The sequence below is a fragment of the Micromonospora sp. NPDC048947 genome (genome assembly GCF_040649495.1).
Taxonomy (GTDB): Bacteria; Actinomycetota; Actinomycetes; order Mycobacteriales; family Micromonosporaceae; genus Micromonospora; species Micromonospora alfalfae.
This window is the reverse complement of sequence record NZ_JBEZFO010000026.1, coordinates 20,659-41,717: the sequence shown is the minus strand read 5'-3', so window position 1 is coordinate 41,717 and position 21,059 is coordinate 20,659. Positions and strand designations below refer to the sequence as shown.

Here is a 21,059-nt window from a genome sequence, read left to right as displayed (position 1 = left end):
TGACATGACCACAACCACTCGCATCGAACGACACCACTACGACGTCGTCGTCATCGGGGCCGGCGGCGCCGGTCTGCGCGCGGCGATCGAGGCCCGGCTGGCCGGCAAGAAGACCGCGATCATCTCCAAGTCGCTGTTCGGCAAGGCGCACACGGTGATGGCCGAGGGCGGCGCCGCCGCCGCGATGGGCAATGTGAACAGCCGGGACAACTGGCAGGTGCACTTCCGCGACACCATGCGCGGCGGCAAGTTCCTCAACAACTTCCGGATGGCCGAGCTGCACGCGAAGGAGTCGCCGCAGCGGATCTGGGAGCTGGAGACGTACGGTGCGCTCTTCGACCGCACCAAGGACGGCAAGATCTCGCAGCGCAACTTCGGTGGCCATGAGTACCCGCGCCTGGCGCACGTGGGCGACCGGACCGGCCTGGAGCTGATCCGCACCCTCCAGCAGAAGATCGTCTCGCTCCAGCAGGAGGACCAGCGGGAGTTCGGCTCGTACGACGCCCGGATCAGGGTGTTCTCCGAGACGACGATCACCGAGCTGCTGCTCGACGGTGACCGGGTGGCCGGCGCGTTCGGCTACTACCGCGAGTCGGGCGAGTTCATCCTCTTCGAGGCGCCGGCGGTCGTGCTGGCCACCGGCGGCGTCGGGCGCTCCTACAAGGTCACCTCGAACTCCTGGGAGTACACGGGGGACGGGCACGCGCTGGCGCTGCGGGCCGGGGCGACGCTGATCAACATGGAGTTCCTCCAGTTCCACCCGACCGGCATGGTCTGGCCGCCCTCGGTGAAGGGCATCCTGGTCACCGAGTCGGTGCGTGGTGACGGCGGCGTCCTGAAGAACTCCGACGGCAAGCGGTTCATGTTCGACTACGTCCCCGACGTCTTCCGCAAGCAGTACGCGGAGACCGAGGAGGAGGCGGACCGCTGGTACACCGACCCGGACAACAACCGACGCCCGCCGGAGCTGCTGCCCCGCGACGAGGTCGCCCGCGCCATCAACAGCGAGGTCAAGGCCGGCCGGGGCTCCCCCGCCGGTGGCGTCTTCCTGGACATCGCGAGCCGACGGTCGGCCGACGAGATCCGCCGCCGGCTGCCGTCGATGTACCACCAGTTCAAGGAGCTGGCCGACGTCGACATCACTGCCGAGCCGATGGAGGTCGGCCCGACCTGCCACTACGTGATGGGCGGCGTCGAGGTTGACCCGGATTCGGGTGCCGCCTTCGGCCACGTACGCGGGCTGTTCGCCGCCGGTGAGGTCTCCGGTGGCATGCACGGCTCGAACCGACTCGGTGGCAACTCCCTGTCCGACCTGCTGGTCTTCGGCAAGCGGGCGGGCGGGCACGCGGCCAGCTACGCCGACGGGCTGACCGCCCGGCCGAAGGTGGCGGTGGACGAGGTCGAGGCGGCAGTGGAGACGGCCCTCGCGCCGCTGCAACGGGACACTGGCGAGAACCCGTACACCCTTCAGCAGGACCTCCAGGCGGTCATGGGTGACCTGGTGGGCATCATCCGCCGGGAGGGTGAGCTGGCCGACGCGCTGGTCCGGCTCGCCGAGCTGCGTGAGCGGGTGGCCAAGGTGAGCGCTGCCGGCGGCCGACGCTACAACCCGGGCTGGCACCTGGCCCTGGATCTGCGCAACATGCTGGTGGTCTCGGAGTGCACGGCGAAGGCGGCGCTGGAGCGGCAGGAGTCGCGCGGCGGGCACACCCGGGAGGACTACCCGGCGATGGAGCCGAAGTGGCGGCAGGTCAACCTGGTCTGCGCGCTGGACGGCGACACGGTGCAGCTGACCCGCAAGCCGCTGCCGAAGATGCGGCCGGAGCTGATCGGCCTCTTCGACCGGGCCGAGCTGGCCAAGTACCTCACCGACGAGGAGCTCGCCGACTTCGACGCCCTCGTCGCCGACGCTGGAGAGGCGGACAACCGATGAGCGGGAAGCGTCAGTTCCGGATCTGGCGGGGCGACGAGAGCGGCGGTGACCTCCAGGACTACATGGTGGAGGTGAACGAGGGCGAGGTCGTCCTCGACGTCATCCACCGCCTGCAGGCCACCGACGCGCCCGACCTGGCTTGCCGGTGGAACTGCAAGGCCGGCAAGTGCGGCTCCTGCTCGATGGAGATCAACGGCAAGCCGCGGCTGGGTTGCATGACGCGGATGTCGACCTTCGGCGACGACGAGACGGTCACTGTCACCCCGCTGCGCACCTTCCCGGTCATCCGGGATCTGGTCACCGACGTCTCGTTCAACTACGAGAAGGCACGGGAGACCCCTGCGTTCGCCCCTCCGGCGGACGTGGCTCCGGGTGACTACCGGATGCAGCAGGTCGACGTGGAGCGCTCGCAGGAGTTCCGCAAGTGCATCGAGTGCTTCCTGTGCCAGACGGTCTGCCACGTGATCCGCGATCACGAGGAGAACAAGCAGGCGTTCTCCGGCCCGCGGTACTTCATCCGGGCGGCCGAGCTGGACATGCACCCGCTGGACGCCCGGACCGACCGCAAGGAGTACGCGCAGGCCGAACAGGGCCTCGGCTTCTGCAACATCACCAAGTGCTGCACCGAGGTCTGCCCCGAGCACATCAAGATCACTGACAACGGGATCATCCCCATGAAGGAACGGGTCGTCGACCGCAGGTACGATCCCCTTGTGTGGCTTGGTAGCAAGATCTTCCGTCGGGGCGAGACGCCCCAGACCAGCGTGACCACCGCCCGTCAGGGCTCGGCGAGTTCGTCGGGCGCGACCAGGGCCGGGGTCCACTCGCACGCGGGCGGCTCGCACGACAAGCGGGCCGAGGCGCAGGCGCAGAGTGGCGTCAACTGGGACCGGGAGGTGCCGCACCCGACCGCTCCGGCGGTCGACGACAGGGGCAAGCTGCCGCTGACCGAGCTCACCTTCGACCGGGCCGCCGCGCCGTCGCCGTTCGGCGACGACGTGACCTTCCCGCTGCCTCCGGAGCACCTCAACTTCGCTCACCCGGAGCAGGACAACAAGCACTGATCACCTGAACAACAACGGGGGCCGTGGCAGTCGCCACGGCCCCCGTCCCACGCCCCACCCAACCCCCGGTCCCCACCCCCACCCCACGTTGATCATGAAGTTATTGCCACGACACGCCGCGCGCGGTGGCAGTAACTTCATGATCAACGAGAGCTGCGCAGGAGGGGGCGGAGGGCGGCCACGATGGGGGCGTCGGCGGGGAGCCAGGTGACCGAGTCCAGTTCGTCGGCGGTGAGCCAACGCAGCGCCTCGTGCTCCAGCGCCTGTGGCTGGTCGCCGCCGAGCAGGCGGGCCGCGTACACCTTGAGCACCGACCGGCCGTGCGCCATCCGTACGTTGCGGCCGACCCGGTCGCCGATCTCGACGCGTACGGCCAACTCCTCGGCGCACTCCCGGATCAACGCGTCGGTCTCGGCCTCCCCCGGCTCGACCTTTCCGCCCGGAAACTCCCACATGCCCGCTACCTCGGGTGGGGCGGAACGCGCACAGGCGAGCACCCGCCCATCCCGGATGATCGCCGCACCGACGATCACCTTCAGGTCCCGTCGTTCGGCCTGCCCGCCATCATTCGCCCGTTCGGTCCGCACGGGCGTCCAGGGTGCCAGATCAATCGGCGGTTTGGGTACCGTAGCCGTCCGCTAGGCCAACAAGACACGGAAGTGTGGGCGTGGACACCCCCTCCGAGCAGCGGGAGACTAGGAGGCACCGACAAGACACGGGATGGCGACGACTTGGCCACAAGCCGGCAACGGCGCTTGGGGGGTGCGGTGATGCGCGTGCTGTTCAACAGCAGGGCCAAGCACGACTACCTGTCCGACGCGTTGACCTTGCTATCTGGTTGGACGCGCGAGGGCGAGCAGATCCGACGGACGCTCGTGATCGACGATACCCAACACGCCGCACTCACTGAACGGGTCAAGGTCGTCGCGGATGCGCTGCATCTGCGACCCGAGATCAGCCGCCGGGCCGACAGCACCCAGATCCGGGTGGGGCACGGCAGCGGCGAGCCTCTGACCGAGGGCGAGGTGCTGTTGGCCGCCCGCATCGAGGACGCGTACCGGGCGGTCACCGAGGCCTGACGACCGGACCCGAATCCGACCCCGCGTCCTGCGGGTACCAGCGCAACTCCACCGAGTTGCCGTCCGGGTCCCGTACGTAGATCGAGGTCGCCGATCCGCGGGCGCCGAACCGGCTGACCGGGCCGGTCAGCACCGTGAAGACCTTCGACTCGATCACCTGCGCCCAGTCCAGTGGTGCCACCACCAGGCAGAAGTGGTCCACGTTCGCGCCCTGCGGCTCACCGCGGACGAGGTCGATGATGCTGTCGGGGCTGATCCGCACCGACGGGAACGGGACGCTGCCCGCACGCCACTCGTCGACCCGTACCGGCGCCAGCCCGAGCCGGCCGCAGTAGAAGTCCAGGGACCGTTCCACGTCGGCGACTGTCAGCACCAGGTGGTCGAATCCGGTTACCCGCACCGTGCTCACATCTCCTCCAGGTGGGCCGCCGCGCGCAGCCAGTCGCTGAACAGGGCCGGGTCGATGTCGGCGACGTCGCGCAACTTCACCGCCGCCATCGCCCGCGCACCGGGGATCAGCCGCCCCGACGGGTCGGTGATCTCCTGCCCCCGCCACAGCCCGAAGGTGACGTACGACCCGTACGCCTTGATCAGGCAGAGCGGGCGCTGGCCGGGCCGGTCGCCCAGGCTCCAGACCGGGTGCCCGTGCCACATCGCCCCGGTCGCCCCGGGAAGGGCCGCCGCGATGACCGGTGTCAGCTTCTCGCCGATCTCGCGCAGTGGGCCGGCGAGGCCGGCCAGGTAGTCGTCAACGCTCATGTCAGAGCCCTTCGCTCGGTTTTCCCTGCCGCGTTCACGATCCCCGGGCGAGGGCCGCCGACCAAGACCCGATGCCGCTACGATCGTTGCCCACAGGTCAACGATGGGAACTGTGTGCTGGAGCGCTACGAGGTCGAGACGTTCCTGACCCTCGCGGAGGAACTGCACTTCGGCCGGACGGCCGAGTGGTTGACAGTCAGCACCGGCCGGGTCAGCCATGTGGTGAAGAAGCTGGAGCGCCGGATCGGCGCACCGCTGTTCGCCCGTACCAGTCGGGTCGTCCGGCTCACCCCGATCGGCCGGCAGCTCGCCGACGAGCTGGCTCCGCTGGTGGCAGGCATGGACGAGGCCGTCCGCCGGGCGACAGACGCCGCCCGGGGTGTGACCGGGACGCTACGGGTGGCGTTCCTCGGCGAGTGGACCGCGCCGGTGCTGCTCCGGGCGGTGGCAGTGTTTGGTGAACGGCACCCCGACTGCCGGGTGGAGGTGCACGAGGCGCAGTTGTCCACCACCCGATCCGGGCTGCTCGACGGCTCGACAGACGTGTTGATCGCCTCGTACCCGTTCGACGGGATGTCCACCGGCCCGGCGCTGATCTCCGAGGGCCGGGTGCTGGCGGTGGCCGCGGGTCACAGGCTCGCCCGGGAGCGGTCGGTGTCGTTGGAGGTGCTCGCCGACCACCCGGTGGTGCAGTACCCGACGGTGACCTCGGTGGAGTTCAAGCGCGACCGCACCCCCGAACGCACCCCGGCCGGCCGGGCGGTGCCGAAGGGGCCCGCCGGGAACACGTTCTCCGAGATGCTGTCCCTGGTCGCGCTGGGCCGGGGAGTCCTGCCGGTGGGCGAGCACACGCGGCGCTACTACCCGCGCCCCGACGTGGCGTACGTGCCCATCCACGACGCGCCACCGATCGAACGAGGGCCGGTCTGGCTGCCCAGCAACACCACCACCCGGGTACGCGAGTTCGTCAGCGCCGCGACGGACGCGAACCCCCGATGAGGCACGCCGAGTTCCGCCATCACAGGCTGGTCCAGGTGTACGACGCGGAGTGCCGGTGGGGGCGGCGGGGAAGAACTCCTCAGCTCGGCGAGCCTGCGCTTCCGCACCCAGGCCGAGCTGCGCACGTCTCTGACCAGCGCGGGCTTCATTGTGGACCGCGTCCACGGGGGCTGGCACGGGGAGCCCGTCGGCCAGGGCGACGGCGAGTTCGTGGTCATCGCCCGGGCGGGCACCCTGGCACCGGTTTTCTAGCCTGGAGCACATGGCGAACATCGCGTACGACCGCAAAGAGCAGGTCCAGCAGATTGAGAGTGGCCTCCTCGAAGGCGAGCAGATCATCGCCGTCTACGACGCCGTCGGCACCGGCACCGGGTTCATCGGGCTGACCGACCGCCGCGTGATCATCCAGGACCGGTCCTTCGTCGGGAAGCGGTTCGCGATCACCAGCATCCCGTACTCGAAGATCACCAGCGTGAGCGTGGTCAGCAACAAGTCGTGGGGTGGTTCGTTCTTCTCCACCGGCGCCATCGCCATCCACGTCGGCACGCACACGTACGAGGTGGAGTTCCGTGGCGCGCAGAAGAGCCACCACGTGCACAACGTGATCCTGCACCACATCTCCTGACCGGATGTGCCGTCGTGGGCCCGGGTGGCGTAATTGCCTTGCCGGGCCCACGACGTTTCTGGTGTCCTCGGTCGACAGCCACGCGAAGGGAGCAGCCACCATGCCGAACACAACGAAGTCCCCCGAACCAACCGTCATCCGACCCGAGGAATCGAGACTTCGTGAGCAGGACTGTTCCCCTGGCGCTGCTGGGCGCCACTGACACCAACCCCGGAGGCCGCTGATGTCGGTCTTCGACGATCCCGGCCTCTTCGGCCGGCTCTGGGCCTCCGACTACGACAGCCCAGGAAACCCCGACCCCGCGCCGGCGGTGGACTTCCTGGCCGACCTGGCCGACGGGGGTCCGGTTCTCGAACTGGCGATCGGCACCGGACGGGTCGCGCTGCCGCTGGCCGAACGCGGCCTCGCCGTGCACGGCGTCGAGGCGTCCGAGGAGATGCTCGCACATCTGCGGGCGAAGCCCGGCGGCGACCAGATCCCGGTGGTCGTCGCCGACATGGCGGACGTGCCGGTGGCCGGTGAGTTCCGGCTCGCGTACCTGGTCTTCAACACCCTGTTCAACCTGGTGGACGCCGAGCGACAGGCGGACTGCTTCCGCAACGTCGCCCGGGTGCTGTCGCCCGGCGGCGCGTTCGTCATCGAGACGTTCGTGCCCGACCCGCGCGGCTTCGACTCGGACGAGCAGGTACAGGTCCGTGAGGTCACCGAGGACTCCGCGACGATCCGACTGCACCGGTACGACCGACCAGCGCAGCGGTTCATCCGGCAGACGATCACGTTCGACGCAGACGGTGTGCACCTGAAGCCGTTCGCCATGCGGTACGCCTGGCCGCACCAGATCGATGAGATGGCGCAGCAGGCCGGGCTCCGGCTCACCGAGCGGTACGCCGACTGGCAGCGACGACCGTTCCAGGCCGACAGCCCGTCGCACATCTCCGTCTACCGGGCGGAGTAACGGTTTGATCGGCTCGGGTTCCGGAAAGCCGAGGTGTCAACGCCCCGACTTCAAGGAACCCGAGTCGATCTCCCGCCGACCGAGAGTGAGCTGCGGCCATGAACAGACGAGCCATCCATGTGGTCCTGGCGCTGTCGGTCGTCCTGATGGTCACCGGCATCATCCTCAAGGTGACCGGGGACGGCGGGGCCGACACGGCCGGCACTGTGGCGGTGTCGCTCGCCTCGGTGGGTTCGATCGTGGCGAGCATCGGCTCGTCCTCCCGCGCTGCCCGCGGAAACAAGGGCCCGGACCGGTGAGCCAGCCTTTCGCCCTCGGCTGATTCTGCTGGTGGCAGTAGTTGTTGATCCGTAGGGCCCGCGCCGGGTGAGCTGACACCATGCCGTCAGACGCCTCCCGATTCCCGCGCTCCTCTCCGTACTGGCCGGTGGTCAGTCACCCTCAGCTTCGACGGGTCCTACCTGGGCTGGCCGTCTCCGCGTTGGGCGACGGCCTGGCGTTGGTCGCGGTGATCTGGCTCGCCATCCAACTCGCCCCGCACAATCGCACCTGGATCGCGCTGGCCGTGGCGGCGTACACACTGCCCAGCGCGGCCGGGACTGTCGTCTTCGGTCGGCTGCTGCGCGGGCGCAGCGGGGCGCAACTCGCCGGGTGGGACGCGATTCTGCGAGCCGGCGCGCTCGGGGCGATCCCCCTCGCGCACCTCGCCGGCCTGCTCACCATCGGGCTGTACGTCTTCCTGCTGGCCGCGTCGGCGCTGCTGCACTCGTGGGGTTCCGCCGGCCGATTCACCCTGATCGCCGAACTGCTGCCGCAGCAACACCATTTGCCGGCCAATGCCGTGCTCAGCACCATCGGAGGGTTCGCCACCATCGTCGGCCCGCCACTGGCGGGCATCCTGATCGGCTGGGTGGGGCCGGTCTGGGTCATCGCCATCGACGCCGCCACCTTCGCCGTGTTGGCCCTCACGTACCGTCTCGCCCTTCCCGCCAACGGCGGACCCACGCGGTCCGAGCGCGGCGCTTCGCGAGCGGCCGGCTTCGCGGTCATCCGCCAGAACCCGGCCCTGCTGGGCCTGCTGGTGCTGAGTCTCGGGTTCTTCTTCCTCTTCGGACCGGTGTACGTGGCGATGCCGATCCACATCACCGACGACCTGCACGCCTCCGCGACGCTGTTCGGCGCGTACTACGCCGCGTTCGGCCTCGGCGGCCTCGCCGGAGGTCTGGTCGCCGGTTACCTTCGCGGCTGGCCACTGGGAACCACCACCATCGCCATCGTCGTGGCGTTCGGCGTCGCCATGCTGCCCCTCGGCATGGGCGCACCCGTCGGCGTGTCGTTGCCGGCGTTCGCCCTGGCGGGCCTCATCTGGGCGCCGTACATGTCCACATCGATGGCGCTGTTCCAGCGCAGCACGTCGACCGAGCAACTCCCGGCGGTGCTCGCCGCGAACGGTGCCATCCTCGTACTGGCGGTGCCCCTCGGCACCATGCTGGGCGGGCCGTTGGTGAGCGCCATCGGCGCACGCCCGACGCTGCTGCTCTGTGCGGTGGCGATAGCTGCTCTCGGCCTGGCCGCCGGGGGGATCGCGATGTTGCGGCGAAGCGTGCGGTCCCCCGGCGGCCTAACCGGCACCGAGGTCAGTGCCCGTCGCTGATCTGCACGTCGTCCGGCGCCGGCCGGCCGCGCCCCGTCTCGACCAGCTCCTTGAGGCTCATCAGGAAGATCGCCCACTTGGTGCTGCACTCGTGCATGAGTTCGGTCGGCTCGCGCCAGGCCGAGTGCGTGAAGTCGACGATCGTGTACCGGCCTCGCTGGCCGAGACGCCAGCCGATCTCGGTGCCGATCCACTCCTTGGGGCCACCGACGACCCGCCACCGCACCCGGCCAGCCGGGTTCAGCTCAAGGATCTCCAGGTCGAACCCGCCCTCGTCCCCGAAGTGGACGGTCAACTGCCCGCCGACCTCGCTCTTGCCTGTCGTGTCGACCGACCACCAGCCGGCGACGCCCTCGGGGGTTGCCACCGCACGGTAGACGTCGGCAAGCGGAGCGACGACGCCGACCTGGTGCAGAATGTCGACCATTCTCAGCCTCCCTGGGTGTTGGTGCGGTGGCGTTCGATCGTCTCGGCGATGCGCTTGATCCGGCGGAGCCGGGCGTCCCAGGTGGCGCCGACCGTCGACAACTGGGCGACCGCGCGGGCGAGTTGCGCCTCGTCCACCTGGTAGTGACGCTCGCGACCGGCCGGCTCGGCGTGAATCAGCCCAACCCGGTCGAGGACCGCCAGGTGCTTCGAGACGGCCTGACGGGTGACGGGTAGCCGTCTGCTCAACGAGGTGGCCGTGCCGGGCCCGTCGGCGAGAAGAAGATCGATCATCGTACGCCGAATCGGGTCGCCGATCGCCGACCACAGCTCGTCGTCGACCACCGCGCTCATGGGGTCGCGACCAGCCGAGCGACGTACTCGCCCAGCCGGGGCATGTAGTGGTCCCAACCGTTCTCGTGGTCGCGGTACTGCTCTTCCAGGGCAGCGACCTCCCAACCCAGCTCGCGGAACCCGGTCTCGGTCATCCGGATCAGCGTTCCCGCGCCGCTGGGCACCAGGTCGAAGGTGACGAACAGCGCCTGCCCGCTCCGGTCCGGCTCGGTGAAGCACCACCGGAAGGAGAACCGCTTCGGCGGGTCGACCTCGACGACGGCGAGCGCCACGGTCTTCGTCTCGCCGGTGTCGGCGTCGCGCCAGACCAGCTCGCCGGGCGCGCCGGCGACGGACTCGAACCGCGCGTCATCGGGCCACCACTCCCGCATGTGCTCGGGTTGGCTGACCACCTCGAAGACGACCTCGGGGGACGCGTTGACGTGGATGTCGCGTTCGATAGTTCCCTGTTCCATGCCCACAACCTTTCGCAACCTTTGGTTGCACTGAACCTACGGCAGCCCGCACCCATCGCGCAACCTTTCGTTGCACGTCGTGGTTTGGTCGTACCCCTGATGCACGATCGGCGCATGTCTGAGTCATCGCCGCACCGCCACCACACCATCGACTACGTCGAGCTCACGGTGACCGACCTCGCCGTGTCCAAGCGGTTCTACGCCGACGCGTTCGGTTGGCAGTTCAACGACTACGGGCCGTTGTACGCCGGCATCCGCAGCCCACACGGCGACGCCGTTCCCGAGGTCGGCGGCCTCCGTCTGGACACCGAGGTTCGGGCGGGCGGTCCACTGGTGCTGCTGTACTCAAGCGACCTGGACCGGTCCGTGCAGGCCGTCAAGGAGGCCGGCGGCCAGGTGGTGAACGGGCCGTACGAGTTCCCCGGTGGCCGGCGTTTCCACTTCACCGACCCCAGCGGCAACGAGCTGGGCGCCTGGGCCGAGCAGTAGGCCGGCAGACTGTCGCCATGCTCGGAAGAGGACTCGACGGCGAGGGATGGATTGCGCGTGAGGGTGCCCTGAGCCGGGTCCCGGTCGCGTTCGCCGGTGTTGTCGACGCGGCACGCGCTCGGATAGCCGAGTCGTTCGACTGTCGTCGGCTGCACAGCGCCTACATCTACGGCAGCATTCCGCGTGGCACCGCCATCCCCGGTCTCTCCGATCTCGACCTGCTCCTCGCCCTGCACGGCGAACCAACCGAGGCCGACCGGGCGGCTGCCACCAGGATCGAGCAGGACCTCGACCGGTCCTTTACGCAGATCGACGGCGTGGGCGTCCTGCTGTTCAGTGCACGTACGCTGCTCAGCGAGCTTGAGCGGCACGACCTCGGCTTCTTCGTCGCCTGCCTGTGCACTCCCCTGCTGGGCGACGACCTCGCCGACCAGCTTCCCCGTTATCGGCCCACTCCCCTGCTCGCCCGCGAGACGAACGGCGACCTGCCGCTTGCCCTTCGGGGCTGGCGCCGCCAGGCAGCCGAAGCGACCACCGACCAGCAACGCAAGGCCCTCAGCCGGCTCGTCGCTCGGCGCATCGTCAGGACGGGGTTCACGCTGGTCATGCCGCGGTGGGGAGGCTGGACGAGCGACCTCACCCAGTCCGCCGAGGCGTTCGGGCTCCACTATCCGGAACGCGCAGAGCAGATGCGTAGAGCTGCCGTCATCGGCCGCACGCCCTCGCCGGTTCCGGGTGTGCTCCGCGAACTCATCGACGACCTCGGGCCCTGGCTCGCCGTGGAGTACGCAGTCGTCCACGGCGAGAAGGCCGTCCGTCACTGACCTGTCGGAGGTCCTCGCCAGTCAGGACGGGACAGCCGAACATGTCACCGAGGACGGCCCGCTGGTGGTCGGTCAAGGGGTTCGCGAAGACCGCGACGCCGACCCCGCGCTGCCGGCAGGCATCGGCGACTTCGCGTGCCCTACCGGGGCTGAGCAACGTCCGCCGCGAGAACGGGTCGCCCATCTTGTCCGCTCCGCCGGAAGAGACTCCCCGCCGCTGCACGTGCCGGCTCACGACCTGGCCACCGTGGGCTGCCACCACGCTGGCCAGCAGATTGAGCTTGCTGTCGAACTCCTTGTCCTTCGCCGAGAACAGGCCCACCAGCGCCACCTCGACGCCTGCCAGCGCAGCCTTCAGCGCCCCCGGGCGATGCCGGTTCACCGGGTCGCCGACCGTCAGCTCCGGCGGGCGCGCAGCACGCCGGTCAGCATCGGCAGCGTGAACTCGCCGTGGGCGGTTTCGGATCGGCTGCCGAGGAAGGAGCGGATCCGGCCGAGAGTGGCCTCCCGCTCCTCGTCCGGCATGACCAGCATCCCGGCCCGCGTCGCGAGCGTCGCGACGAGCGAGTCGGCGGTACGGCGCTGCCCGTGCGGGAACTCGACCTGCTCCGCGGACCCGAACCGGGCGGTCAGGCCGGTGCTCGGAACGAGCATGCCCGCCGTCGCGGCGCGCCAACTGCTCAACGTGTCACGTGGGCCGATGGCCGCACTCCCGCTGACCCGTTCGAGCCCGGCAACCCAGTCGATCCGGTCGTCCATGATGTTCCACAGACCGGCCAGGATGCCGCCGGGGGCGAGGACCCTGGCGATTTCCGCCCCGGCCACCGCCATGTCGAACCAGTGCAGGGCGTTGCCGGCGAGCACGGCATCGACGGAGGCGTCCGGCAACGGGATGGCCTCGGCGCTACCCGGCAGGGCATTGACGCCCGGCTGCGTACGGCGCAGCTCGGCAAGCATGGCCGGGTCGGGTTCTACGGCCACGACGTCCGCGCCCACCGCCGCCAGCGTCGCCGACAGCTTGCCGGTGCCGGCACCCAGGTCGAGCACGCGCAGGCCAGGGGCGGGCTCCAGCGCCCACCGCACCGCGGCCTGCGCGTAGTCCGGGCGGTGCTGGGCGTACGCGGTCGCCGCCGCGCCAAACGACGATCGGAGCATCTGTTCCGTCATCCGGTCAACGTACCGCCGCTTGTCGACATCGACTGCGACCATGGCCACCGTGCAGATCCTGCGGAGCTGGTGGCGTGCCCGCTACCCCCTCTACACACTCGGCCTCCTGCTCGGGCTGGTCATGATGTGGCTGCCGTTCAAGACCTTTGAGGACAACGACGCCTGGGCAAGTCGACTGCGGGTCGACGGTGTGCCAGAGCAGGCAGTCGTCGATGAGCTGGTGCACAAGCGGCGGAACACGATGCACCTGCGCTACGAATTCGCCGGCGCTCAGCATCAGGCTGAGGTTGGCTGTTGGGAGGTCTGCCTGGCGGCCGGCAGCGCGGTGCGAATCTGGGTCAACCCCAACGATCCAGAGGATTTCGTCACCGACTTCGGCATCCTCAGCGGGCACCGGGGCCGACTGCAAGGGGTGGTCGGAGTGGCCGGCCTGGTTCTGTCCGGGTGGATGGCGCTGGCCGCACTTGCCCGCGGCTACGAGACACGACGCGACCGCCGGCGGCAGGACTGGCAGCGACAGCAGCGGGACCAACACCGACGACAACTCACGAACGCCAGGGCCGGAACGAAACGCAAGCCGAGCCGCCACCACGGCCAGCAGTAGGAGCGCCGCGAGTTCCTCAGGCAGGCCCGGACCGGAGCGAACACAGGTCGAGCCCGACGGCACCGCTGACTCGCCGAGACCGGTTCGCCACGCAAAGGCGATAATCACTGCGCCCATTTACCTGGATCTACGAGTCGCGCCCCTGGTCAAGCCACGTTTATCTATCCGTTACCAACACCGGACTTCACGGCATTGGCGGTAGCTATACGGTCCAAACCAAAGCACCTGCAGATATGGAGGAATTATGAGGAAAGCAACGTCGAGGAAACTCGCAGCGGCGGGTGGCGCACTCACGCTCGCATTTGCCGGCATTCTTCCGATCGCCGCACCGGCATCTGCGGCGGCCCAGCCCGTCCCGGCCGCCATGATGGACGAGCTGGGCGCTGTGCCGGCGGAAGTCGGAACACTCGCCTCCTGCTCGGACTGGACGCCGCACATCAGGCGGGTCATCGTCGGCAGCGCCGCAGTGCACACCAGCTATTCGGGGTCGTCTACGGTGATAGCCCACTGGAAGTCGAAGACGCTTTTCCGTATCGACAAGCGTTGCGTGAACGATGCCGGAAACCTGTGGTGGCACTCGGACTGCTGCACTGGCGTAAAGGGCTGGATCTGGAACGACTATACGGAGTTCGCCCACTACAACTGAAAGCCTGCTCCGCGTCATCGCGGACCTCACTCAGGCAATAAGGAACACTCCCCCAGCGACTAGCCACACACGTCGTTGGTGAAGGGGCCAGGGCGGCAGGGTGTGGCGTCCTACCGGACACCCGACCTCGTCACCCTGACCCCTTGGGTGTCGGCCCGGCAGGTGACGACGATGGCCACGTGCAGCGGTACGGGATCGCGCCGGAGGCCCGTTACCTCCACCCGACCCGACGGCGAACAGGTTGGCTCAGACGTCGAAGCGGAACTCCACCGGATTCCGCCGTCGAACAACATCACGCGATCCTCGGTCAGCGAATCCGCAGCCAGTCCGGGCACGCCGGAGAGGGGGTCCGCAACGGTCCGTGCCGATCCCTGACGTACGTCGCGTAGTCCCGGAAGTGCCGACGGCGCCCCAGGTAGTGCGGGTAGTGGTCGAAGTGCCACCGGCAGGCCTCGATGAACTCCGAGTGGTCGTCAAGCCAGAGACGAGCACAGACACCTGCGAACTCGTTCAGGGCGACAAGCATCTCGGCGCACTGCCCAGGCGTCGCGCCATCCGGGCCGTAAAGCACGCCGGCCGGAAGCTCGTGAACCGCGTAATCGAGCCATTGGCGATCATGCCGGTAGCGCGCTTGGTCAATGTCAGCCGGGACAACGGAAAGGCTCCGCCTACCTTCCGTTGTCGCCATCCCGCACGGCAGCGCCACGACCATCGAACCGCCATCGACGCCCTCGATCTCCGCCTCGATCCAGAAACCGATCGGGAAAGACGAGTCAGCTCTGACGTCCAGCGTCGTGACGACGGGGATCTTCTCGATGACGCGGTGATCCTGCCCCAGGGCGTCGCGCACGGAGATCTCAACCCAGCCAGGAAAGTCGTCCGAGTGCCAGCGCGCGGCCGACGCCCTGAGCTTCACCATGGGGCGAAGCCTAGGCGAACGACGTTGACCCGGAATCAGACATTAAACCTGAACTCCACAACGTCGCCGTCCTGCATGACGTACTCCTTGCCCTCGATGCGGACCTTGCCCGCCGCCTTGGCCGCCGACATCGAACCGTGCTCGACCAGGTCGTGGTACGAGACCACCTCGGCCTTGATGAAGCCGCGCTGGAAGTCGCTGTGGATGACGCCCGCGGCCTCCGGGGCGGTGGCGCCGACCGGGACGGTCCAGGCGCGCGCTTCCTTGGGGCCGGCCGTGAGGTACGTCTGGAGGCCGAGGGTGCGGAAGCCGACCCGGACGAGCTGGTTGAGGCCGGGCTCGTTCTGCCCGATCGACTCCAGCAGCTCGCGGGCCTCCTCCTCGGGCAGGTCCACCAGCTCAGATTCGATCTTGGCGTCCATGAAGATGGCCTCGGCGGGGGCGACCAGGGCGCGCAGCTCGTCGAGGAATGTCTCGTTGGCCAGCTCGGCCTCGTCGACGTTGAAGACGTACAGGAAGGGCTTGGTGGTGAGCAGGTGCAGCTCGCGCAGGTGCTCCAGCTCGATCTTGGCGGCGGCGGCCCCGGAGTAGAGGGTGGTGCCACCGTCGAGCACCTCGATAGCGGCCTTCGCTGCGGCGACAGCGGCGGCCCGGTCCTTGCGGAGCTTGGCCTCCTTCTCCAACCGGGGCAGCGCCTTGTCCAGGGTCTGCAGGTCGGCGAGGATCAGCTCGGTGTTGATCGTCTCGATGTCGTCGGCCGGGGAGATCTTGCCGTCGACGTGCACCACGTTCGGGTCGGAGAAGGCCCGGACGACCTGGCAGATCGCCGAGGCGTCCCGGATGTTGGCCAGGAAGGCGTTGCCCCGGCCCTGCCCCTTCGACGCGCCGCGGACCAGGCCGGCGATGTCGACGAACGACACCGGCGCCGGCAGCACCTTCTGCGAGGAGAAGATCTCGGCCAGCTTGCCCAGCCGCTCGTCGGGCAGCCCGACCACGCCGACGTTGGGCTCGATGGTGGCGAACGGGTAGTTCGCCGCCAGCACGTCGTTCTTGGTCAACGCGTTGAAAAGCGTGCTCTTGCCGACGTTGGGCAGGCCGACGATGCCGATGGTGAGACTCACGACGGGCCAGCTTACGCCGGTCCCGGCCGGGACGGTCCAGGCGGCTCCGATTCGCCGCCGCGCCGGTGGTCGATCGTCGCTCCCACCGGGCCCTGTCGGACGTTGCTAATCTCCCGGTTCGATGTTCCGCTGTTGGAGGTGGGATGACCTCGACATTGCCTGACCTGTACATCGCCGTCGATGTGGAGGCGGACGGGCCGATCCCCGGGCCGTACAGCATGATCTCGCTGGGCATGGCAGTGGCCGGCCGCCCGGACCTGACCTTCTACACCGAGCTGCGTCCCATCTCCGACGAGTTCGTCCCTGCGGCGTTGGCCGTCTCCGGCCTGGACCGGGACCGGCTGCTGCGGGAGGCACCCACCGCGCAGGAGGCGATGTCCGCCGCGGCGGCCTGGGTCGACGGCCTGCGCGGGGTCGGCCGTCCGGTCTTCCTCGCCGCCCCGGCCGTCTGGGACGGCATGTTCGTGCACTGGTACTTCGTCCGCTTCGTCGGGCACAGCCCGTTCGGCGCGACCGGCTCCGGCGTTGATCTCCGCAGCTACTGGATGGGGTTGACCGGCAGCAGGTGGGCCCAGACCCGCCAGGACACGATCAAGCACGAGCTGGGCCTGCACGACATGCCGCACACGCATCACGCCGGGGAGGACGCCGCCGAGCTGGCCCAGGTCTTCGACGCGGTGCTGCGCCGCCGACAGCCGGTCGAGGAGGCGTGACGCTCAGCCGAGCCGGCGGGGGGCGATGACCGCCTCCCGGACGCTGCCGTCCGCGCCGCGGCTGACCTCGTACGCCGAGACGCCGTCGCGGTCCGCGACTGCCTCGACCAGCTGGGTGCCCCGGTAGACCAGACCGACGCCGTCGTCGGTGCAGTGGCTGGTGGGGAGCGTGCCGTCACCGACCAGCTCGTGCATGAGCGGGCGGCGCTGGCCCTCGCTGTCGTAGTGCACCCCGTTGCCGTACGGCAGCCAGGCCAGGCCCTCGGTGAAGCCGCGCAGCCGGGGGCCGAAGCTGTCGGTGGCACCGCCGACATGCCAGCAGATCGAGCCGGCGGAGACGCCGGCCAGCACCACGCCGGCCTGCCAGCACTCGTGCAGGATCTCGTCGAGCCCGTGCACCCGCCACACCGCTACCAGGTTGGCAACGCTGCCGCCGCCGACCCAGAGCACGTCCTGGGCGAGCAGGTGGGCGCGGACGTCCTCGACGTTCGGCATCGGGAACAGGGCGAGGTGTGACAGCCGGAACCGGGTGCCGGCGAACGCGCCGTAGACGGCGGTCAGCGAGGTGGGCTGGTCGCCGACGGCCTGCCCGAGGTAGCAGACCCGCGGCTGCGGACCGGCCTCGGCCAACTCGGCTGCCAGCTCGAAGACCGGGCTGGGGCGCAGGTCGTAGGGCCCTCGGTCGCCCCGGTGGAAGCCCATGCTGGTGGCGATGATGGTCGGTTCGCTGGCCGGCATCGAGGCGTCCTTCCGTCGGGGGCGGTGCGGCGTCCATCCTGCCGCAGCCGGTCTCCGGTTCGCTCGGTGCGGGGTCCGACCGCCATCCGCAGGTGGTGGTCGGACCCCGCCAGCCTCATGATCAACTAGCCTGGTCGGGCCGCCGTTGGCGGGGCACCTCGACCTCGGGCCAATGACCCAGGGCCCGACGGTCGACCGGCGGCAGTTGCCCGGCGGCGGCGCGGGGCAGGGTGAACCGGTCGGCGGCGGCCGGCCCGACCGAGACCGACTCGCGCAGCATCCAACGCACCTCGTCGGCCGTCCAGCCCAGCCCCGGCCGCGCGGCGATCTCGCGGATCAACCGCCGGCCGACGCTCGTGTCGTCGTCGTAGAAACGCATGCACCAGTGGTGCGTCCACATCCCGAGCGCCCGCAGGCCAGCGTCGTCCAGGGAGCCGGCCAACCGGCCGCAGGCCGTGCCGGGGAAACTCTGCTCGGGGTCGCCCGCCCGGTCCCGTTCGATGGCGCCCACGGCGGCCGGCGCGACGGCTCGCATCCGGCGGTAGAAGGACTGCGCCACCGCGCGGGGCAGCGGCGGGAACGCACCCGGTGTCGACGCCGCCGCCCAACCCGCCACGCTCGTCATCCGCCGCACCCCTTCTTCAGTTGGTGGCCGGACGCTACCCGGCACGACCGACACTTTCGGGCCGAAAAACCTCACCAATGGTGGATAGCGACGATGACCTGGGGCGTCTGTATCTGTGACAACGAAACGGGGGTGGTGGGTGGACGAGGACGAGCGCGCGCGGCTGGCCGAGTTCGTCGGCAGCCGGACTCCGGCGCTGATGCGGGTCGCCTATCTGTTGACCGGGGACCGCAACGCCGCCGAGGACCTGTTCCAGTCGGCGTTGGCGCGGGCCATCCCGAAGTGGGGAACCATTCGGCACGCCGACCCCGAGGGCTACCTGCGGGTGGTGATGTACCGCGAGCAGATCAGCTGGTGGCGGCGACTCCGCCGGTGGCGGGAGACACCGCTCAACCCGGCCGACGAACCGGTCGGCGGCGACCCGAGCAGCGGCACCGACGTGCGGTTGGCGATGCGCGCCGCGCTACGCCACCTGCCACCGACCCAGCGGGCGGTGGTGGTCCTCCGCTACTACGAGGACCTGCCCGAAGCCCGGGTGGCCGAGTTGCTGGGCTGCTCGGTGGGGACCGTACGCAGCCGTACCCACCGAGCGGTGAAACGACTGCGCGACCTGCTGCCGGACGTCGACAGGCTGGAGGTACGGCGATGACCGAACCGTTCGAGCACCTCATCCGCTCCACCCTCACCGACCTGGCCGAGGAGGCACCGATCGTGCATGACCAGTTGAGCCGAGCGGAACGGCGGGTGCGCAACAGACGTCGCGCCACGGTGACGGTGGGGGCGGTGAGCACCCTCGCGGCGATCCTGATCGCCACCCCGCTCGCCCTGGCCGCTACCGGGTCGGACGAGCCTCCCCCGGCCGTGCCCAGCCCGGCCGGACCAGCGGCCGTGCCCAGCCCACCCGTGCCCACCCCGTCCGCGCCCACCACGGTGCCCACTGTCGAGCCCCGCCCCGGTGGCGGGGTCGCGAGTCCGTCGGGCCCGCCCGGCGTACCGGAACGGCCGACGGTCTCGCCGACCCCGTTGACTCCGCCGGGCGTGCCAGGCAGGCCGGGGGCACCGGGTGTGCCGGCCGGGCCGACCGCCTCACCAAGCCCGTCGAGTTCGCTGGGCCCGCCCGGTGCGCCGGGCCGACCGACGGCGTCGCCGACCCCGTTGCGCTGAGCGGGACCGGTCCGGTCGGCGGTTTCCTCGCGTCGGCCGGACCGGCCGTCCCACTGTCATCGCCGGCCTCTGTGGCACCGACACGCCACTGGCCTCCCGAGCTGGAGGCGGGCAACCGGTCGGAGATTCCGGTCACTCTCCCGCGACGCTCGCCGGTACCGGGGAGCGTCGCGCCCCGCGGCGACCGGCGGGCACCGGTCCACCGAATTTGTCGAGGCCGGCCTGCCCGCTCATTCTTGGGCCATGACCGATCCCGGACACCCGAGGTGCGAGCTGCGGGGGCAACGATGAGCACCGCCATGGCCCGGGTGCCCGACTCCCTCCGGGGGCAGATCGTCACCCCCGGCGACCGCCGGTACGCGCAACTGCGCTCGACGTACACCAGGTCGGCGTCACCGGCCGCGGTCCTGCTGCCGAAGACCACCGCGCAGGTGGTCGACGCGCTGCGCTACGCGCGGGAGCAGCGGCTGCCGATCGCGGTCCGCAGCGGCGGGCACGGCCTCTCCGGAGCCTCGTCCAACAACGGCGGGGTGGTCATCGACCTGTCCATGCTCGACCGGGTCCAGGTGATCGACGAGCGGGCCGGGCTGGTCCGGGTCGAGGCCGGCGCGCGCTGGGCGAACGTGGCGAAGGCGCTCGCGCCGTACGGCCTGGTGATCAGCTCGGGTGACTACGGCGGCGTCGGCGTCGGCGGCCTGGCCACCGGCGGCGGTGTGGGCTGGCTGGTCCGCGCCCACGGCCTCACCATCGACCGGGTCCGCGCCGTCGAGGTGGTGCTGGCGGACGGGACGCTGGTACGCGCCGACGCCGACCACGAGCCGGAGCTGTTCTGGCTGGTCCGTGGCGCCGGTGCCGGCGCGGGCATCGTGGTGGCCTTCGAGATCGAGGCGGTCGAGCAGCGCAACGTGGGCGTCGCGCAGCTGGTCGTCGAGGCGCATCCGGACGGTCGCACCGTCCGGGAGTGGACGAGCTACCTCGCCCAGGCGCCACGGGAACTGTCCGCAGCCGCCGTGGTGTACGCCGAGGGTCGATCGGTCCTCATGTCCATCACGGCCGTGGTCGCCGCCGAGAGCCTGCGCCGGGCCCGGCCGGCGGTGGAACCGCTGCTCGCCATCGGCAAGGTGCTCGAACACCGGACCGACCTGCTGCCGTACCCGACGCTGGTGCCGACCGCGCACCTCAACCCCAACGTCGGGCAGCAGCGTGGCACTACCACAAACGGCCTGTTCACCACGCTGGACGACGCCGGGGCACGGGCGGTGACGCGAGCGGTGACCGGGCCGGGGCGGGCGGTGATCCAGCTCCGCTCGTTGGCTGGGGCGGTCAACGACGTCGCCTCCGACGCCACCGCGTACCCGCATCGCCACCAGGAGACGCTGATCGTGGCCTCGGTGTTTCCGCCGCAGGCCGACGCCGCGTTGAACGCCGCGTGGCGGGCCGCCGGGGCACGCGCCGACGGCGCGTACGTCAACTTCGAGAGCCGGCCGGATCCGGCGGCGTTCGCCCGGATCTACCCGGGCGAGACCGGGGCCCGGGTCCGGCGGCTGTGGAAGCGGTACGACCCGGACGGTGTGTTCCGATCGGCCCTGCTGACCGGTCAGCCGAACCGCGTCGCACAGCCGGACCGCGTCGCACAGCCCAGCCGATCCGGCCAGCCACACCGGCGTCGTCGACGCCCCCGTTGATCGAGCCTCTTCGAGCCCGCACACCCAGGTCCGATTCCCGCCAGCCGATGACCGGCCGGGC

Annotated in this window: 28 protein-coding genes; 16 read left to right on the top strand and 12 right to left on the bottom strand. The window is 70.0% G+C overall.

Annotated features, from left to right (window positions below; all coding sequences use genetic code 11):
* Positions 1-4: 4 nt before the first annotated feature.
* Together AB0B98_RS29470 and AB0B98_RS29465 are read left to right on the top strand one after the other, a co-directional pair.
* Positions 5-1,933 (top strand): fumarate reductase/succinate dehydrogenase flavoprotein subunit, encoded by a 1,929-nt coding sequence (locus AB0B98_RS29470; RefSeq protein WP_238668268.1) that lies wholly within the window; start codon positions 5-7, stop codon positions 1,931-1,933.
* A complete protein-coding gene (locus AB0B98_RS29465) occupies positions 1,930-2,997 on the top strand; it encodes a succinate dehydrogenase/fumarate reductase iron-sulfur subunit (RefSeq protein ID WP_238668269.1) in 1,068 nt (355 codons plus the stop codon). The genes AB0B98_RS29470 and AB0B98_RS29465 overlap by 4 nt, the downstream gene beginning before the upstream one ends.
* Before the next feature lie 143 nt (positions 2,998-3,140).
* Here AB0B98_RS29465 and AB0B98_RS29460 read toward each other — a convergent pair whose 3' ends face one another.
* On the bottom strand, positions 3,141-3,584 hold the full coding sequence (locus AB0B98_RS29460; RefSeq protein WP_357366802.1) for a (deoxy)nucleoside triphosphate pyrophosphohydrolase: 444 nt from the start codon (positions 3,582-3,584) through the stop codon (positions 3,141-3,143).
* A gap of 183 nt (positions 3,585-3,767) precedes the next feature.
* Here AB0B98_RS29460 and AB0B98_RS29455 point away from each other — a divergent pair, with 183 nt between their 5' ends.
* Positions 3,768-4,076: a 4a-hydroxytetrahydrobiopterin dehydratase gene (locus AB0B98_RS29455; protein ID WP_112604995.1), complete on the top strand. Its 309-nt coding sequence runs from the start codon at positions 3,768-3,770 to the stop codon at positions 4,074-4,076.
* On the opposite strand, the gene AB0B98_RS29450 is transcribed toward AB0B98_RS29455, so the two are convergent.
* Both AB0B98_RS29450 and AB0B98_RS29445 read right to left on the bottom strand, forming a co-directional pair.
* Positions 4,063-4,476 (bottom strand): VOC family protein, encoded by a 414-nt coding sequence (locus tag AB0B98_RS29450; RefSeq protein ID WP_238668271.1) that lies wholly within the window; start codon positions 4,474-4,476, stop codon positions 4,063-4,065. The two genes, AB0B98_RS29455 and AB0B98_RS29450, sit on opposite strands and share 14 nt — an antisense overlap.
* 5 nt (positions 4,477-4,481) lie before the next feature.
* Complete coding sequence (locus tag AB0B98_RS29445; protein WP_357366800.1) at positions 4,482-4,835, bottom strand: DUF1801 domain-containing protein; 354 nt, start codon at positions 4,833-4,835, stop codon at positions 4,482-4,484.
* A gap of 114 nt (positions 4,836-4,949) precedes the next feature.
* Between AB0B98_RS29445 and AB0B98_RS29440 the strand changes: the two genes are divergently transcribed.
* The 5 genes from AB0B98_RS29440 to AB0B98_RS29420 all read left to right on the top strand — a co-directional run bounded on the left by AB0B98_RS29440 (position 4,950) and on the right by AB0B98_RS29420 (position 9,068).
* Positions 4,950-5,834 carry a LysR family transcriptional regulator gene (locus AB0B98_RS29440; protein WP_357366798.1) on the top strand — a complete coding sequence of 295 codons (885 nt, stop codon included), beginning with the start codon at positions 4,950-4,952 and terminating at the stop codon, positions 5,832-5,834.
* A 262-nt stretch (positions 5,835-6,096) separates the two neighbouring features.
* Positions 6,097-6,459 carry a PH domain-containing protein gene (locus AB0B98_RS29435; protein WP_030337500.1) on the top strand — a complete coding sequence of 121 codons (363 nt, stop codon included), beginning with the start codon at positions 6,097-6,099 and terminating at the stop codon, positions 6,457-6,459.
* A 223-nt stretch (positions 6,460-6,682) separates the two neighbouring features.
* Positions 6,683-7,414, top strand: a complete 732-nt coding sequence (locus AB0B98_RS29430) for a class I SAM-dependent methyltransferase (protein WP_357366796.1) — start codon at positions 6,683-6,685, stop codon at positions 7,412-7,414.
* 98 nt (positions 7,415-7,512) lie between these two features.
* Positions 7,513-7,713 carry a hypothetical protein gene (locus AB0B98_RS29425; protein ID WP_357366794.1) on the top strand — a complete coding sequence of 67 codons (201 nt, stop codon included), beginning with the start codon at positions 7,513-7,515 and terminating at the stop codon, positions 7,711-7,713.
* Positions 7,714-7,793: 80 nt separating this feature from the next.
* The gene (locus tag AB0B98_RS29420) at positions 7,794-9,068 is read left to right on the top strand and encodes an MFS transporter (RefSeq protein ID WP_357366792.1); all 1,275 of its coding nucleotides are present in this window, start codon (positions 7,794-7,796) and stop codon (positions 9,066-9,068) included.
* Here the strand turns inward: AB0B98_RS29420 and AB0B98_RS29415 are convergent.
* The 3 genes from AB0B98_RS29415 to AB0B98_RS29405 are packed head-to-tail and all read right to left on the bottom strand — an operon-like array spanning position 9,052 to position 10,303.
* Positions 9,052-9,495: an SRPBCC domain-containing protein gene (locus AB0B98_RS29415; RefSeq protein WP_357366790.1), complete on the bottom strand. Its 444-nt coding sequence runs from the start codon at positions 9,493-9,495 to the stop codon at positions 9,052-9,054. The genes AB0B98_RS29420 and AB0B98_RS29415 overlap by 17 nt on opposite strands.
* A gap of 2 nt (positions 9,496-9,497) precedes the next feature.
* On the bottom strand, positions 9,498-9,848 hold the full coding sequence (locus tag AB0B98_RS29410) for a metalloregulator ArsR/SmtB family transcription factor (RefSeq protein ID WP_238668279.1): 351 nt from the start codon (positions 9,846-9,848) through the stop codon (positions 9,498-9,500).
* Positions 9,845-10,303 (bottom strand): SRPBCC domain-containing protein, encoded by a 459-nt coding sequence (locus tag AB0B98_RS29405; protein WP_238668280.1) that lies wholly within the window; start codon positions 10,301-10,303, stop codon positions 9,845-9,847. The genes AB0B98_RS29410 and AB0B98_RS29405 overlap by 4 nt, the downstream gene beginning before the upstream one ends.
* Before the next feature lie 114 nt (positions 10,304-10,417).
* Here AB0B98_RS29405 and AB0B98_RS29400 point away from each other — a divergent pair, with 114 nt between their 5' ends.
* Together AB0B98_RS29400 and AB0B98_RS29395 are read left to right on the top strand one after the other, a co-directional pair.
* Positions 10,418-10,792, top strand: a complete 375-nt coding sequence (locus AB0B98_RS29400) for a VOC family protein (RefSeq protein WP_357366788.1) — start codon at positions 10,418-10,420, stop codon at positions 10,790-10,792.
* A gap of 17 nt (positions 10,793-10,809) precedes the next feature.
* Complete coding sequence (locus tag AB0B98_RS29395) at positions 10,810-11,616, top strand: hypothetical protein (RefSeq protein ID WP_357366786.1); 807 nt, start codon at positions 10,810-10,812, stop codon at positions 11,614-11,616.
* On the opposite strand, the gene AB0B98_RS29390 is transcribed toward AB0B98_RS29395, so the two are convergent.
* Both AB0B98_RS29390 and AB0B98_RS29385 read right to left on the bottom strand, forming a co-directional pair.
* Positions 11,543-11,998 carry a hypothetical protein gene (locus tag AB0B98_RS29390; RefSeq protein WP_357366784.1) on the bottom strand — a complete coding sequence of 152 codons (456 nt, stop codon included), beginning with the start codon at positions 11,996-11,998 and terminating at the stop codon, positions 11,543-11,545. The genes AB0B98_RS29395 and AB0B98_RS29390 overlap by 74 nt on opposite strands.
* A gap of 14 nt (positions 11,999-12,012) precedes the next feature.
* Entirely contained in the window at positions 12,013-12,783 is a 771-nt protein-coding gene (locus tag AB0B98_RS29385; RefSeq protein ID WP_238668283.1) for a class I SAM-dependent methyltransferase, read from the bottom strand.
* Positions 12,784-12,823: 40 nt separating this feature from the next.
* Here AB0B98_RS29385 and AB0B98_RS29380 point away from each other — a divergent pair, with 40 nt between their 5' ends.
* Together AB0B98_RS29380 and AB0B98_RS29375 are read left to right on the top strand one after the other, a co-directional pair.
* Complete coding sequence (locus tag AB0B98_RS29380) at positions 12,824-13,387, top strand: DUF3592 domain-containing protein (RefSeq protein ID WP_357366781.1); 564 nt, start codon at positions 12,824-12,826, stop codon at positions 13,385-13,387.
* A gap of 244 nt (positions 13,388-13,631) precedes the next feature.
* The gene (locus AB0B98_RS29375; protein WP_238668285.1) at positions 13,632-14,033 is read left to right on the top strand and encodes a hypothetical protein; all 402 of its coding nucleotides are present in this window, start codon (positions 13,632-13,634) and stop codon (positions 14,031-14,033) included.
* Positions 14,034-14,340: 307 nt separating this feature from the next.
* On the opposite strand, the gene AB0B98_RS29370 is transcribed toward AB0B98_RS29375, so the two are convergent.
* Both AB0B98_RS29370 and ychF read right to left on the bottom strand, forming a co-directional pair.
* Positions 14,341-14,952 carry a hypothetical protein gene (locus AB0B98_RS29370; RefSeq protein WP_357366779.1) on the bottom strand — a complete coding sequence of 204 codons (612 nt, stop codon included), beginning with the start codon at positions 14,950-14,952 and terminating at the stop codon, positions 14,341-14,343.
* 35 nt (positions 14,953-14,987) lie between these two features.
* Positions 14,988-16,073, bottom strand: coding sequence for a redox-regulated ATPase YchF (ychF, locus tag AB0B98_RS29365; RefSeq protein ID WP_238668301.1), 1,086 nt, complete (start codon positions 16,071-16,073; stop codon positions 14,988-14,990).
* A 143-nt stretch (positions 16,074-16,216) separates the two neighbouring features.
* Between ychF and AB0B98_RS29360 the strand changes: the two genes are divergently transcribed.
* Positions 16,217-16,786 carry an exonuclease gene (locus tag AB0B98_RS29360; protein WP_357366777.1) on the top strand — a complete coding sequence of 190 codons (570 nt, stop codon included), beginning with the start codon at positions 16,217-16,219 and terminating at the stop codon, positions 16,784-16,786.
* A 3-nt stretch (positions 16,787-16,789) separates the two neighbouring features.
* Here AB0B98_RS29360 and AB0B98_RS29355 read toward each other — a convergent pair whose 3' ends face one another.
* Positions 16,790-17,524 (bottom strand): peptidase E, encoded by a 735-nt coding sequence (locus AB0B98_RS29355; RefSeq protein ID WP_357366775.1) that lies wholly within the window; start codon positions 17,522-17,524, stop codon positions 16,790-16,792.
* A gap of 121 nt (positions 17,525-17,645) precedes the next feature.
* Positions 17,646-18,149, bottom strand: a complete 504-nt coding sequence (locus AB0B98_RS29350) for a hypothetical protein (protein WP_357366774.1) — start codon at positions 18,147-18,149, stop codon at positions 17,646-17,648.
* 139 nt (positions 18,150-18,288) lie between these two features.
* Between AB0B98_RS29350 and AB0B98_RS29345 the strand changes: the two genes are divergently transcribed.
* The 3 genes from AB0B98_RS29345 (at position 18,289) to AB0B98_RS29335 (ending at position 20,998) form a co-directional block, all read left to right on the top strand.
* Positions 18,289-18,798 (top strand): SigE family RNA polymerase sigma factor, encoded by a 510-nt coding sequence (locus AB0B98_RS29345; protein ID WP_238668305.1) that lies wholly within the window; start codon positions 18,289-18,291, stop codon positions 18,796-18,798.
* A complete protein-coding gene (locus tag AB0B98_RS29340; protein WP_357366772.1) occupies positions 18,795-19,313 on the top strand; it encodes a hypothetical protein in 519 nt (172 codons plus the stop codon). The genes AB0B98_RS29345 and AB0B98_RS29340 overlap by 4 nt, the downstream gene beginning before the upstream one ends.
* A 287-nt stretch (positions 19,314-19,600) precedes the next feature.
* Positions 19,601-20,998 (top strand): FAD-dependent oxidoreductase, encoded by a 1,398-nt coding sequence (locus tag AB0B98_RS29335; protein WP_357366770.1) that lies wholly within the window; start codon positions 19,601-19,603, stop codon positions 20,996-20,998.
* Positions 20,999-21,059: the final 61 nt, after the last annotated feature.

What these genes read in the sequence shown, in the direction of transcription:
- AB0B98_RS29395 (WP_357366786.1), top strand. Translation starts at nt 10,810, where the DNA reads ATGCTCGGAAGAGGACTCGACGGCGAGGGATGGATTGCGCGTGAGGGT.
- AB0B98_RS29410 (WP_238668279.1), bottom strand. Translation starts at nt 9,848, where the DNA reads ATGAGCGCGGTGGTCGACGACGAGCTGTGGTCGGCGATCGGCGACCCG.
- AB0B98_RS29465 (WP_238668269.1), top strand. Translation starts at nt 1,930, where the DNA reads ATGAGCGGGAAGCGTCAGTTCCGGATCTGGCGGGGCGACGAGAGCGGC.
- AB0B98_RS29455 (WP_112604995.1), top strand. Translation starts at nt 3,768, where the DNA reads ATGCGCGTGCTGTTCAACAGCAGGGCCAAGCACGACTACCTGTCCGAC.
- AB0B98_RS29400 (WP_357366788.1), top strand. Translation starts at nt 10,418, where the DNA reads ATGTCTGAGTCATCGCCGCACCGCCACCACACCATCGACTACGTCGAG.
- AB0B98_RS29350 (WP_357366774.1), bottom strand. Translation starts at nt 18,149, where the DNA reads ATGACGAGCGTGGCGGGTTGGGCGGCGGCGTCGACACCGGGTGCGTTC.
- AB0B98_RS29380 (WP_357366781.1), top strand. Translation starts at nt 12,824, where the DNA reads ATGGCCACCGTGCAGATCCTGCGGAGCTGGTGGCGTGCCCGCTACCCC.
- AB0B98_RS29340 (WP_357366772.1), top strand. Translation starts at nt 18,795, where the DNA reads ATGACCGAACCGTTCGAGCACCTCATCCGCTCCACCCTCACCGACCTG.
- AB0B98_RS29405 (WP_238668280.1), bottom strand. Translation starts at nt 10,303, where the DNA reads ATGGAACAGGGAACTATCGAACGCGACATCCACGTCAACGCGTCCCCC.
- AB0B98_RS29375 (WP_238668285.1), top strand. Translation starts at nt 13,632, where the DNA reads ATGAGGAAAGCAACGTCGAGGAAACTCGCAGCGGCGGGTGGCGCACTC.
- AB0B98_RS29335 (WP_357366770.1), top strand. Translation starts at nt 19,601, where the DNA reads ATGAGCACCGCCATGGCCCGGGTGCCCGACTCCCTCCGGGGGCAGATC.
- AB0B98_RS29360 (WP_357366777.1), top strand. Translation starts at nt 16,217, where the DNA reads ATGACCTCGACATTGCCTGACCTGTACATCGCCGTCGATGTGGAGGCG.
- AB0B98_RS29445 (WP_357366800.1), bottom strand. Translation starts at nt 4,835, where the DNA reads ATGAGCGTTGACGACTACCTGGCCGGCCTCGCCGGCCCACTGCGCGAG.
- AB0B98_RS29470 (WP_238668268.1), top strand. Translation starts at nt 5, where the DNA reads ATGACCACAACCACTCGCATCGAACGACACCACTACGACGTCGTCGTC.
- AB0B98_RS29435 (WP_030337500.1), top strand. Translation starts at nt 6,097, where the DNA reads ATGGCGAACATCGCGTACGACCGCAAAGAGCAGGTCCAGCAGATTGAG.
- AB0B98_RS29425 (WP_357366794.1), top strand. Translation starts at nt 7,513, where the DNA reads ATGAACAGACGAGCCATCCATGTGGTCCTGGCGCTGTCGGTCGTCCTG.
- AB0B98_RS29385 (WP_238668283.1), bottom strand. Translation starts at nt 12,783, where the DNA reads ATGACGGAACAGATGCTCCGATCGTCGTTTGGCGCGGCGGCGACCGCG.
- AB0B98_RS29355 (WP_357366775.1), bottom strand. Translation starts at nt 17,524, where the DNA reads ATGCCGGCCAGCGAACCGACCATCATCGCCACCAGCATGGGCTTCCAC.
- AB0B98_RS29430 (WP_357366796.1), top strand. Translation starts at nt 6,683, where the DNA reads ATGTCGGTCTTCGACGATCCCGGCCTCTTCGGCCGGCTCTGGGCCTCC.
- AB0B98_RS29415 (WP_357366790.1), bottom strand. Translation starts at nt 9,495, where the DNA reads ATGGTCGACATTCTGCACCAGGTCGGCGTCGTCGCTCCGCTTGCCGAC.
- AB0B98_RS29370 (WP_357366779.1), bottom strand. Translation starts at nt 14,952, where the DNA reads ATGGTGAAGCTCAGGGCGTCGGCCGCGCGCTGGCACTCGGACGACTTT.
- AB0B98_RS29420 (WP_357366792.1), top strand. Translation starts at nt 7,794, where the DNA reads ATGCCGTCAGACGCCTCCCGATTCCCGCGCTCCTCTCCGTACTGGCCG.